Here is a 12,049-nt window from a genome sequence, read left to right on the forward strand (position 1 = left end):
TCAGTCGGCCGCCGATTGTTCCAGGCGCACCACGACGGACTTGCTCGCGGGGGTGTTGCTGGTGTCGGCGGTGGCGTCCAGCGGAACCAGGACGTTCGTCTCCGGGTAGTAGGCGGCCGCGCAGCCGCGGGCCGTCGGGTAGTGGACGACGCGGAAGCCGGGGGCGCGCCGCTCGACGCCGTCCTTCCACTCGCTCACCAGGTCGACGTACGCCCCGTCGGCCGCACCCAGGGCGCGGGCGTCCTCCGGGTTCACCAGCACCACCCGGCGACCGCCCGTGATGCCCCGGTAGCGGTCGTCGAGGCCGTAGATCGTGGTGTTGTACTGGTCGTGCGAGCGCAGGGTCTGCAGCAGCAGCCGGCCCTCGGGCAGGCTCGGGTACTCCACGGCGGCCGCCGTGAAGTTGGCCTTGCCGGTGGCGGTGGGGAAGCGGCGCTCGTCGCGCGGCGCGTGGGGGAGCGCGAAGCCGCCGGGGCGGGCCACGCGCGCGTTGAAGTCCTCGAACCCGGGGATCACGCGGGCGATGCGGTCACGGACGGTCGCGTAGTCCTTCTCGAACTCCTCCCACGGCACCACGCTGCCGTCGCCGAGCACGCGGCGCGCCAGGCGGCACACGATGGCCGGCTCCGACAGCAGGTGCGGGCTCGCGGGGTCCAGCCGGCCCCGGGAGGCGTGCACCATGCCCATGGAGTCCTCGACGGTCACGAACTGCTCGCCGCTGTCCTGGAGATCACGCTCGGTGCGGCCCAGGGTGGGCAGGATCAGGGCACGCGCGCCGGTGACCGCGTGCGAGCGGTTCAGCTTGGTCGACACATGCACGGTGAGCCGGGCCCGGCGCATGGCCGCCTCGGTCACCTCGGTGTCGGGGGACGCGGACACGAAGTTGCCGCCCATCGCGAAGAAGACCTTCGCCTCGCCGTCACGCAGCGCGTGGATGGCCCGCACGACGTCGTAGCCGTGCTCGTGCGGCGGGGTGAACCCGAACTCCTTCTCCAGGGCGGCCAGGAAGGCGGGCGCGGGACGCTCGAAGATGCCCATCGTGCGGTCGCCCTGCACGTTCGAGTGGCCGCGCACCGGGCACACGCCCGCGCCCGGGCGGCCGATGTTGCCGCGCAGCAGCAGGAAGTTGACGACCTCGCGGATGGTGGGCACGGAGTGCTTGTGCTGGGTGAGGCCCATGGCCCAGCAGACGATGGTGCGCTGCGAGGCGAGGACCATCCGCAGGGCCTGCTCGATCTCGGCGCGGGTGAGCCCGGTCGCGGTGAGCGTCTCGTCCCAGTCGGCGGCGCGCGCGGCCTCGGCGAACTCCTCGAAGCCGTGGGTGTGCTCGCGGACGAACTCCTCGTCGACCGCGCCCTCGGTTTGGAGGATCAGTTTGTTGAGGAGGCGGAAGAGGGCCTGGTCACCGCCGATGCGGATCTGCAGGAACAGGTCGGTCAGGGCGGCGCCCCTGAGCATGCCCTGGGGGGTCTGCGGGTTCTTGAAGCGCTCCAGGCCCGCCTCGGGCAGCGGGTTGACACTGATGATCTTCGCCCCGTTGGCCTTGGCCTTCTCCAGGGCCGACAGCATGCGCGGGTGGTTGGTGCCGGGGTTCTGCCCGGCGACGATGATCAGGTCCGCCCGGTAGAGGTCCTCCAGCAGGACGCTGCCCTTGCCGATGCCGATCGTCTCGGAGAGCGCGGAACCGGACGACTCGTGGCACATGTTGGAGCAGTCGGGAAGGTTGTTGGTGCCCAGCTCGCGGGCGAAGAGCTGGTAGAGGAACGCGGCCTCGTTGCTGGTGCGGCCCGAGGTGTAGAAGACGGCCTCGTCGGGGGAGCCCAGCGCGGCGATCTCCTCGGCGACGATGTCGAAGGCGCGCTCCCAGGTGACCGGCTCGTAGTGGTCCGCGCCCTCGGGGAGGTACATGGGGTGCGTGAGGCGCCCCTGCTGTCCCAGCCAGTAGCCGCTGCGGGTGGCGAGGTCGGCCATGGGGTGCGCGGCGAAGAACTCCGGGGTGACCCGGCGCAGGGTGGCCTCCTCCGCGACCGCCTTCGCGCCGTTCTCACAGAACTCCGCGGTGTGCCGGTGGTCGGGCTCCGGCCAGGCGCAGCCCGGGCAGTCGAAGCCGTTCTTCTGGTTGACACGGAGCAGAGTGAGCGCGGTGCGGCGCACTCCCATCTGCTGCTGGGCGATGCGCAGGGTGTGTCCGATGGCGGGCAGTCCCGCCGCCGCGTGCTTCGGCTCGGCGACCTGCGGTGCGTCCTGAACCGGGTCACTTGTGGGCGGCTTGCTGGCCATCGCGGTCCTCCCCTTCGCGTCCACCTGTGAAGTACGTCTCCGATCCTCGCACGCGCCGCCGACAAGGACTGCGCCCGGTCGTGGAGTAGGGCGGCGGCCCCGCGGCGTGGAGGGGTCGGTGGCCCCGAGGCGCGGAGGGCGGCGGGCCGGGGCGGGCCCGAGTGTCGGTGGAGCGTGGCAGGATCGGGGACGTGGCAGAAACAGCATCGAAGAAGACCGAGAAGACCTCCGGCGGCGGCCGTCCCCGGCTGATGCTCATGGACGGGCACTCGCTGGCCTACCGCGCGTTCTTCGCGCTGCCCGCGGAGAACTTCACGACCGCGACGGGCCAGCCGACGAACGCGATCTACGGCTTCGCGTCGATGCTGGCGAACACGCTGCGCGACGAGGCGCCCACGCACTTCGCCGTGGCGTTCGACGTCTCCCGCAAGACCTGGCGCTCCGAGGAGTTCACGGAGTACAAGGCGAACCGGTCGAAGACCCCGGACGAGTTCAAGGGCCAGGTCGAGCTGATCGGCGAGCTGCTGGACGCGATGCGGGCCCCCCGTTTCGCGATCGAGGGGTTCGAGGCGGACGACGTGATCGCCACGCTCGCCACCCAGGCCGAGGCCGAGGGCTTCGAGGTGCTGATCGTCACCGGCGACCGCGACTCCTTCCAGCTGGTCACCGAGAACACGACGGTGCTGTATCCGACCAAGGGTGTCTCGGAGCTGACCCGGTTCACCCCGGAGAAGGTCTTCGAGAAGTACGGGCTGACGCCGGCGCAGTACCCGGACTTCGCGGCGCTGCGCGGCGACCCGTCGGACAACCTGCCGGGCATCCCGGGCGTCGGCGAGAAGACGGCCGCGAAGTGGATCAACCAGTTCGGCTCGTTCGCGGAGCTGGTGGCGCGCGTCGACGAGGTCAAGGGCAAGGCCGGGCAGAACCTGCGCGACCACCTGGAGTCGGTGAAGCTGAACCGCCGGCTCACGGAGCTGGAGCGGCAGGTGGAGCTGCCGAAGGCGGTCCTCGACCTGGAGCGGGCCGCGTACGACCGCAAGACCGTCACGATGGTCCTGGACACCCTGGAGATCAGGAACCCCTCGCTGCGCGAGCGGCTCTTCGCCGTCGACCCCGGGGCCGAGGAGGCCGAGACGACGCCGGTCGCGGCGGCCGGTGTGGAGCTGGACGGCGCGGTGCTGGGCGCGGGCGAGCTGAAGCCGTGGCTCGCCGCGCACGGTGACCAGCTCCTCGGCCTGGCGACGGTCGACTCGTGGGGACTGGGCGCGGGCTCCGTGGCGGAGATCGCGCTCGCCGCGGCCGACGGGACGGCGGCCTGGTTCGACCCGACGGAGCTGGACGAGGCGGACGAGAAGGCGTTCGCACAGTGGCTCGCCGACCCGGCCCGGCCCAAGGTGCTGCACAACGCCAAGGGGGCGATGCGGGTCTTCCCCGAGCACGGCTGGTCCCTGGCGGGCGTGGCCATGGACACGGCGCTCGCCGCGTACCTGGTGAAGCCGGGCCGCCGTTCGTTCGCGCTGGACGCGCTGTCGTTGGAGTACCTCGGCCGGGAGCTGGCGCCCGCGGCCACGGCGGACGGCCAGCTCGCGTTCGGTGCCGACGAGGGTGCCGAGGCCGACGCGCTGATGATCCAGGCCCGCGCGATCCTCGACCTCGGCCAGGCGTTCGAGGAGAAGCTCGGCGAGGTCGGCGCGGCGGACCTGCTGGGCGACATGGAACTGCCCGTCTCCGCGCTGCTCGCCCGTATGGAGCGGCACGGCATCGCGGCGGACCGCACACATCTGGAGGCCATGGAGCAACTGTTCGCGGCCGCTGCCCAGCAGGCCGTGAAGGAGGCGCACGCGGCGGCGGGACACGAGTTCAACCTGGGCTCGCCCAAGCAGCTTCAGGAGGTCCTGTTCGGCGAGCTGGGTCTGCCCAGGACCAAGAAGACGAAGACGGGCTACACGACGGACGCGGACGCCCTCGCGTGGCTCGCCACCCAGACCGACAACGAGCTGCCGGTGATCATGCTGCGGCACCGCGAGCAGGCGAAGCTGCGGGTGACCGTCGAGGGTCTCATCAAGACGATCGCGGCGGACGGCCGGATCCACACGACGTTCAACCAGACGGTCGCGGCGACCGGCCGGCTGTCGTCGACGGAGCCGAACCTGCAGAACATCCCCGTGCGCACGGACGAGGGCAGGGCGATCCGCCGCGGCTTCGTGGTGGGCAAGGGGTTCGAGTCCCTGATGACGGCGGACTACAGCCAGATCGAGCTGCGGGTGATGGCGCATCTGTCGGAGGACGAGGGTCTGATCCAGGCCTTCACCTCCGGTGAGGATCTGCACACCACGGTCGCCTCCCAGGTGTTCGGGGTGGCCCGGGACGCGGTCGACGCGGAGATGCGGCGCAAGATCAAGGCCATGTCGTACGGTCTGGCCTACGGTCTGTCGGCCTTCGGTCTGTCCCAGCAGCTGAACATCGAGGCGGCGGAGGCCCGGGCCCTGATGGACACGTACTTCGAGCGCTTCGGCGGAGTGCGGGACTATCTGCGCCGGGTCGTGGACGAGGCCCGGGCCACCGGCTACACCGAGACGCTCTTCGGCCGCCGTCGCTATCTCCCGGACCTGAACAGCGACAACCGTCAGCGCCGGGAGATGGCCGAACGCATGGCGTTGAACGCCCCGATCCAGGGCACGGCGGCGGACATCGTCAAGATCGCCATGCTGAACGTGGACCGTGCCCTGCATGAGGCGGGCCTCGCCTCCCGCATGCTCCTCCAGGTGCACGACGAGATCGTGCTGGAGATCGCGCCCGGCGAGCGCCGGAAGGCGGAGGAACTGGTCCGCCGCGAGATGGCGGGCGCGGTTCAGCTGAGGGCGCCGCTGGATGTGTCGGTGGGTGACGGAGCGGACTGGGAGTCGGCGGCGCACTAGGTGTATTGATCGCCGGACACCCGTGCCGCCCACCCCCACCCCCGTGCCCGGCAGCCGTGGCCCCGTTCCGCGTCGGCGGTCGGGGCCGGTGGCCGGGATCAGGGGGCGGTGGGCCGGCTTCGTTCCGGCCGGGGGGCCGATGGGCCGGCGGGGGCCGGGCGCAACGCCCTGACCCCCGCCACATACACCGCGAGCCCGACGGCGAGCCCGGCGCCCGCCCCGAAGCACACCGGGGGGATCATGTCCCACGGCTTCGCGGTCGCCCCCCAGTAGGCCCACCACCGGGACGCCCGCTGCACCGCCCCCACCGTCGCGCAGCCGCCGATCACCGCACCCGCCAGCCACCGGTCGGCCCAGGACAGCACCGGCACTCCCGACGCCGCGGCCGGGACGGCCGGCATCCGCCGGAGCAGCACCGTCACGAACACCGCGATCACCACCGCCGCCACCACGGAGCTGCCGTACTGCACATACGTGTACAGCGGCGTTTCCCCGACCGGCCTCAGCAGTACCGGGAACAACCGGGTCCCCCACCGGTCGAGATGCGTGAACGCGTCCCAGACGACATGGGTCAGCGCGCCCAGCGCCGCGGACACGTACCACTGGACGAGCAGCGCGAACGAGACCGTGCGGCGCGGTGTGCCACAGCGCAGCAGGGCGGCGACCCGCCCCTGTGCCGCCGCCGGCAGCAGCGCCACCACCGGCTCCCGCAGCACCAGCCATGCCCCCATCAGCGCCCACGCGATGAGCACGTCCACCGTGAACACCCCGGCGATGGAGTGGGTGACGGCACCGAAGTCCATCGCTCCGGACACCACGCTCGCCGCGAAATAGGTCATGTCGGGCGCGAACGAACCCGCGACGAGGACCGAGGGCACCAGTCGTCCGCGCCCGGATCCGTCCCCGCGTACGGCGGGCAGTACCGCCGCGGCATGGCTGAGGGTGAACGGCAAGTCGGCTCCCTCGGCAGGCATTGACCGGGCACAACCACCCGGCGATCACAGACGTCCAGTATGAGGGACACAAGAAACGGGTGAGGTGAGTGCCCGACTCCCGTGTCCCAGCCCAAGGGCACATGACCAACTGGTGAAAACCGGGCGCCAACGGGTGCCGGGGCGGCGGAAGTTGTCGTAGGGTCACTTGGTCACTGTGCCGGGGGACACGGTCGCACAAACAGACAGACCACTACATAAGGTCGTCGACAGGAGGGGTTCACTCAATGGCGGCGCATATCGGCAGGCGGCTGCGCAAGGGGGCGGCCAGCACGGCTGTGGCCGCGGCAGCGGTCGCGGCTCTGGCAGCGTCCCAGGCTCCGGGAGTGACCACCGACGACCAGGGCAGACAGACCACCGGCGCGCAGGCCACCCCCGACGCGGACAGCACCGCCCTCGACGGCGGTGACGGCACCGCCACCGGCAACAGCGGCTACTACACCGACCTCCCGCCGCTCAACAGCCCCACCGAGTCCCCCGGTCCGACCGCCGGTCCCACCCCCGGCGGCCCCGTCGGCGCGGCGGAGGCCGGAATACCGGCCACCGTCCTGGACGCCTACAAGAAGGCGGCCGCGGAGCTCCGGCAGTCCAAGCCGGGCTGCAATCTGCCCTGGCAGCTGCTCGCCGCCATCGGCCAGGTCGAGTCGGGCCAGGCCCGCGGCGGCGATGTCGACGCGAACGGCACGACGCACTCTAAGATCCTCGGCCCGCTCCTGGACGGCAACGGCTTCGCGAACATCAAGGACACCGACCACGGTGCCTACGACGGTGACGTCACCTACGACCGAGCCGTCGGCCCCATGCAGTTCATCCCGTCCACCTGGGCATGGGCGGGCCGCGACGGCAACGGCGACGGGACCAAGGACCCCAACAACGTCTACGACGCCGCCCTCGCCGCCGGTCACTACCTGTGCCGTTCCGACCGTGATCTGTCGGTCCAGGCCGACATGAACGAGGCGATCCTCGGCTACAACGCCTCGCAGGACTATCTGAACACCGTTCTGTCCTGGTACGAGTACTACCTCAAGGGCACCCACTCGGTCCCGGACGGTACGGGCACGGTGCCCAGGCACCGCAGCGACTCCGGCGCGAACCACGACCCGAAGCCGGGGAGCACCGAGAACTCCGGCACCCACGAGCCGGGCCGCCCGGACAAGCCCGGCCGCCCCCAGAAGCCCGGCGGCCCGACCACTTCCCCCTCGGACCCGTCGACGCCGGGCAAGCCCCCGTCCAAGCCGCCCACCGCGAGCGACACGGTGGACCACTTGGCGGACGCCGCCACCGGCACGCTCTCGGCCAGGACGGGCGACACGTTCGACCGGAAGATCGCGCTGACGGCCGTGACCAAGGCGGGCAAGGCGGTGCCGAAGGTCCGTGTGCGGTTCACCATCGAGGCCGGTACGGACGCCACCTTCACGGGCGGCGAGACCGTGGCGACCGTCATCACCGACGCATCGGGCAAGGCCACCGCACCGGCGCTCGTGGCCGGCCAGAAGAGCGGCGACTTCAAGGTCCGCGCCCTCCTCGTGGGCCGCACGGTGGCCACCGAGTACACGGCCACCGTCACCGAACGCCAGGCCGACACCCTCGCCCGCACCAGCGACACCGCGCTGACCTGCACTCCGGGAGGCGAGTTCGCGGACCAGGTCGAGGTGAAGGCCACGTACAAGGGCGCCGTCGCCGACGGTGTCGCCGCCACCGCGACCCTCGTCAAGTCGGCCGACGACCCGACCGAGAACGACAAGGGCCCCTACTTCAAGGACGACCACGGCAAGACCGTACGCACCCTCACGGGCCTGCAGACGGACGCCAAGGGCCTGCTGAAGCTCCCGAAGCTGTACGCCGACGACACCACCGGCACGTTCCTGCTCCGCATCACCACCGCGGGCGGCGCGACCCTCACGGTCGAGCTGAACGTCGCGCAGGCCTCGTCGTCGCCCAGCCCGAGTGCCTCGGACAGCCCGTCGCCCAGCCCGAGCGCGTAGAGCCGCACCGGCCCGCGGACGGCGGCGCCCTTCCGTCAGGGAGGGGCGCCGCCTTCTTGCAGCACGTGTTCTCATCTCGCGCGCCCGTTGCTACGGTGCCGGACCTGATGGGTTGTCAGTTTCGCCCGGGGAGGCCCGTATGCGCGCCCTCGTCGCCGCCGTGATCGGTCTCGCCGCGGCGCTCGCCCTGGTGTTCGCCCTGTCGGCACTGGGCCCGCCGTCCGGCGGTACGTCACCGAAACCACTGCTGACGACCGTCCCCAGCCATCCGTGACGGACGAGCGGGCCCCGGACGCCCGCAGCGTACGCACAGGGAGGACGCCGAGATGCGACGCAAGGCCGGTCTGATCCTGCTCGCCCTCGCCGTGTTCTTCACGGCGCTGTCGCCCCTGCTGCGCTGGTACGTCTTCCCGCGCCTGGTCAAGGTCCCCGCGAACCAGTACCAGACCACGGTGCTCCAGGCGAAGAACGCCACCCTCCTCGACTACTCCACCATGACCTCCCGCACGGTCCCCGAGGTCACCGTCGTGCAGACCCTCAAGGGCAACGTGGAGGCCGCGCGGACGATCCGGCGGACGACGGGCCGGGAGGTGGTGGTCTGGGACGGCCTGTCCTACGCGCAGGGCCCCGACGGGCAGATGGTCTCCCGCATTCCCGAGCGCTACATCTTCGACGCGCACAGCCAGCAACCCGTCCACGCCGCGGGCGAGATGGTCGATCAGGACGCCGTCCGGCGCGACGGCGTCGAGTTCAAGTGGCCGTTTCTCACGCAGAAGAGGGACTACGAGTACTTCGACGCCCAGGCACGCGTCACCGCTCCCATCCACTACAAGGGCACCCGGACCTTCCGCGGAGTGACGGTCTACTACTTCGAACAGACCATCCCCTGGACCAAGGTGCCCTTCCCCAAGGTCATGCCCGTCAAGGGCATCACCGCCGAGGGGGTCGCGAAGACCGGCACGACCCGCTGGTACACCACGGTCCGCAGGTTCTGGGTCGAACCCCTGACCGGGGCGCCGGTCTACGGGGAGGAGATCCACCAGGAGGAACTGCGCGGCGGCGCACTTCTCGGGGGCCGCGCCAAGGTCACGGCGTTCGCGGGCGATGTGAAGATGCGCGAGGACTACATCAGGTCGACCGTCGCGCTCGTCAAGCACAACCGCCTGCCGATCCTGCTGCTGACGTCGTATCTGCCCTGGGGCTTCCTCTCCCTGGGCCTCTGTCTGCTGGCGCTGTCGCTCTACCTGGAGGCGCGCGGCCGCCGCCCGGCCGGACCGGCGCCTGCCCGGCCGGCCGAGCCCGAGCCGGTCACCGCCTGAGCCGCGCGTTGGTGTGCCGGGTCGGCTCCGCGGAGGCGGGGTCCTCGGGCCAGGGGTGCTTCGGGTACCGGCCGCGCAGCTCGGCCCGTACGGCCCGGTAGCCGTCCCGCCAGAAGGAGGCGAGATCGGCGGTCACGGCGACCGGCCGCCCGGCGGGGGACAGCAGATGCACCAGCACGGGCACACCGGCGATCCTGGGCGACTCCTGGAGCCCGAACATCTCCTGGAGCTTCACGGCGAGGACCGGCCGCTCCGGGTCGCCGTAGTCGACCCGGACGGCGGACCCGCTCGGGACGGTGATCCGCTCGGGCGCCAGCTCGTCGAGCCGGGCCGCGTCCCCGGTGGACCAGGGCAGCAGCCGCGAGAGCGCCTGTCCCGCGTCGATCCGCGCGAGATCGGCGCGCCGCCGCGCACGGCTCAGCTCGGGCTCCAGCCACTCCTCCACGCGCGCGTGGAGCGCGTCGTCGCGGACGTCCGGCCAGGGATCGGCCAGGTGCAGCCGCAGGAAGGCGAGCCGCTGCCGCAGCACATGCGCCCCGGGCGACCACCGCAGCAGATCGAACCCCTCCTCCCGCAGCCCCGCCAGCAGCGCATCCCGCACCAGGCCCGGGGCCGGGTCCCGCAGCGGCCGTACCGTCAGCTCCACGGCCCCGAGCCGCTCGACACGACGGGCCACGACGTCCCCGTCGGCCCAGCGGACCTCCTCGCCCTCGGTGTGCAGCGCGGCGGCGGCCCGTCGCGCCACGTCCTCGTCCACCACCGCGGCGAGCCCCACGCGCGCGTGGACCGCGCCGACGGGCCGGTCGGCCACGGCGACCGCCAGCCAGGGAGCCCCACGCAGTCCGGACCCGTCCGCCGGCTCGGCACGGGTGCCGTTCACCATCAGGCAGGAGCCGCCGTCGGCGCGGGCGAGCCGCTCGGGGTGGGCGAGGGCCGCGACAAGACCGGCCACCTGATCGTCCGTCGGCCTCGTCGGCCGCTCCGCGTCGCGGTGCCGGGCTCCGTCCGCCCGTACGGGAAGGCTGTCCGCCGCCGACCGCAGCCGGCGCACCTCGTCCCGCCAGCGGCCCGCGTACGCGTCGCTCCCGCGCCGGGCGGCCCGCCAGGCCGCCGCCAGATCGTCCCCGTACTCCCGCGGCGGCTCCTCGCTCAGCAGGGCGACCACCTCGGCGGCCCGGTTCGCGCCCGCCTCCGGCGCCGCGTCCAGCAGGGCCCGGGCCAGCCGTGGATGCAGACCGAGCCGGGACATCCGCACACCCCGGTCCGTGGCCCGTCCCGTCGCGTCCACCGCGCCGACCGCGGTCAGCACCGACCGCGCCGCTGCCATCGCCCCGCCGGGCGGCGGATCCAGGAGCGCCAGACCGGACGCGTCCGGATCGCCCCAGCACGCCGTCTGCAACGCGAACCCCGTCAGGTCGGCGAGCCTGATCTCGGGCGCCGGGAAACGGGGCAGTCGTACGTCCTCAGCCTCGGACCAGCAGCGGTAGACCCGGCCCGGCGCCTCACGCCCCGCCCGGCCCGCGCGCTGCCGTCCCGCCGCCTGCGAGGCCCGTACCGTCGTGAGCGCGCTCAGCCCGCGCGCGTGGTCCACCCGCGGCTCCCGCGCGAGCCCGGAGTCGACGACCACCCGCACCCCGGGCACCGTCAGCGACGACTCCGCGACGGCCGTCGCCAGCACCACCCGCCGTCCGGCGCCGGGGGACAGCACGGCGTCCTGCACGGCCGCCGGAGCCCGCCCGTGGACCTGGAGCACCTCGACGTCCCCCAGGCCCCCGAGCTGCCCGGCCACCCGCGAGATCTCCCCGACCCCGGGCAGGAAGCAGAGGACGTCGCCCTCGCACTCGGCGAGCGCCCGCCGCACCACCGACGCCACATGCGTGAGCAGCGCCGGGTCCACGCGCAACCCGTGCGGCGGCCGCACCGGACGCGTGGGCGGCGCCCACACCACCTCCACGGGGTGCGACACGCCCTCCGCCTCGACGACCGGGGCCCCGCCCAGCAGCCGGGCCCAGCCCTCCGCGTCCGTCGTCGCCGAGGCCGCCACGAGCCGCAGCTCGGGCCGCAGGGCCTCGCGTACGTCGAGCAGGAAGGCGGCGACCGTGTCGGCGTCCAGATGCCGCTCATGGCACTCGTCGAGGACGACCACGTCGACGCCCGAGAGTTCCTGGTCCCGCTGCAGCCGCTGCAGCAGCACACCGGTCGTGACGACCTCCACGCGCGCGTGCGGCCCCGTCACCCGCTCCCCGCGCACCGTGTGGCCGACGCTGTGGCCGGGCTGCTCCCCGAGCAGCCACGCCATCCGCCGGGCCGCGGCCCGCGCGGCGATCCGACGCGGTTCGGCGACCACCACACGGCGGGCCGGGCCGCCGCCGACGAGCCCGGCGAGGACCAGCGGCACGAGGGTCGTCTTGCCGGTACCGGGCGGCGCGCACAGCACCGCGACCCCGTGCTCGTCCAGCGCGTTCCCGAGGGCGGGCACGGCCGAGCGGACGGGAAGGCGGTCGAGGGCGTCGTGGCGGATCACCGCACCAGTGTTCCAGGCGGCCCGGTCACGG

At 72.6% G+C, this 12,049-nt stretch carries 7 protein-coding genes; 4 read left to right on the forward strand and 3 right to left on the reverse strand.

Annotation, left to right across the window (positions count from 1 at the left end; all coding sequences use genetic code 11):
• A complete protein-coding gene (locus ACFY2Z_RS01870) occupies positions 1-2,280 on the reverse strand; it encodes an FdhF/YdeP family oxidoreductase (protein ID WP_390742202.1) in 2,280 nt (759 codons plus the stop codon).
• 191 nt (positions 2,281-2,471) lie between these two features.
• Between ACFY2Z_RS01870 and polA the strand changes: the two genes are divergently transcribed.
• A complete protein-coding gene (gene polA / locus ACFY2Z_RS01875) occupies positions 2,472-5,198 on the forward strand; it encodes a DNA polymerase I (RefSeq protein WP_390742203.1) in 2,727 nt (908 codons plus the stop codon).
• A 98-nt stretch (positions 5,199-5,296) separates the two neighbouring features.
• Here polA and ACFY2Z_RS01880 read toward each other — a convergent pair whose 3' ends face one another.
• On the reverse strand, positions 5,297-6,151 hold the full coding sequence (locus tag ACFY2Z_RS01880) for a DUF4184 family protein (RefSeq protein WP_390742204.1): 855 nt from the start codon (positions 6,149-6,151) through the stop codon (positions 5,297-5,299).
• A 266-nt stretch (positions 6,152-6,417) separates the two neighbouring features.
• Between ACFY2Z_RS01880 and ACFY2Z_RS01885 the strand changes: the two genes are divergently transcribed.
• From ACFY2Z_RS01885 to ACFY2Z_RS01895, 3 genes are all read left to right on the forward strand, one after another.
• Positions 6,418-8,175 carry a lytic murein transglycosylase gene (locus ACFY2Z_RS01885; protein ID WP_390742205.1) on the forward strand — a complete coding sequence of 586 codons (1,758 nt, stop codon included), beginning with the start codon at positions 6,418-6,420 and terminating at the stop codon, positions 8,173-8,175.
• 139 nt (positions 8,176-8,314) lie between these two features.
• A complete protein-coding gene (locus ACFY2Z_RS01890) occupies positions 8,315-8,449 on the forward strand; it encodes an SPW_0924 family protein (protein WP_390742206.1) in 135 nt (44 codons plus the stop codon).
• 52 nt (positions 8,450-8,501) lie between these two features.
• On the forward strand, positions 8,502-9,494 hold the full coding sequence (locus ACFY2Z_RS01895) for a DUF3068 domain-containing protein (RefSeq protein ID WP_390742207.1): 993 nt from the start codon (positions 8,502-8,504) through the stop codon (positions 9,492-9,494).
• On the opposite strand, the gene hrpB is transcribed toward ACFY2Z_RS01895, so the two are convergent.
• Positions 9,484-12,018 carry an ATP-dependent helicase HrpB gene (gene hrpB, locus ACFY2Z_RS01900; protein ID WP_390742208.1) on the reverse strand — a complete coding sequence of 845 codons (2,535 nt, stop codon included), beginning with the start codon at positions 12,016-12,018 and terminating at the stop codon, positions 9,484-9,486. The two genes, ACFY2Z_RS01895 and hrpB, sit on opposite strands and share 11 nt — an antisense overlap.
• Positions 12,019-12,049 lie beyond the last annotated feature (31 nt).

The organism is Streptomyces sp. NPDC001222 (assembly GCF_042896945.1).
Classification (GTDB): Bacteria; Actinomycetota; Actinomycetes; order Streptomycetales; family Streptomycetaceae; genus Streptomyces; species Streptomyces gibsoniae.

What these genes read in the sequence shown, in the direction of transcription:
- ACFY2Z_RS01870 (WP_390742202.1), bottom strand. Translation starts at nt 2,280, where the DNA reads ATGGCCAGCAAGCCGCCCACAAGTGACCCGGTTCAGGACGCACCGCAG.
- ACFY2Z_RS01885 (WP_390742205.1), top strand. Translation starts at nt 6,418, where the DNA reads ATGGCGGCGCATATCGGCAGGCGGCTGCGCAAGGGGGCGGCCAGCACG.
- ACFY2Z_RS01890 (WP_390742206.1), top strand. Translation starts at nt 8,315, where the DNA reads ATGCGCGCCCTCGTCGCCGCCGTGATCGGTCTCGCCGCGGCGCTCGCC.
- ACFY2Z_RS01895 (WP_390742207.1), top strand. Translation starts at nt 8,502, where the DNA reads ATGCGACGCAAGGCCGGTCTGATCCTGCTCGCCCTCGCCGTGTTCTTC.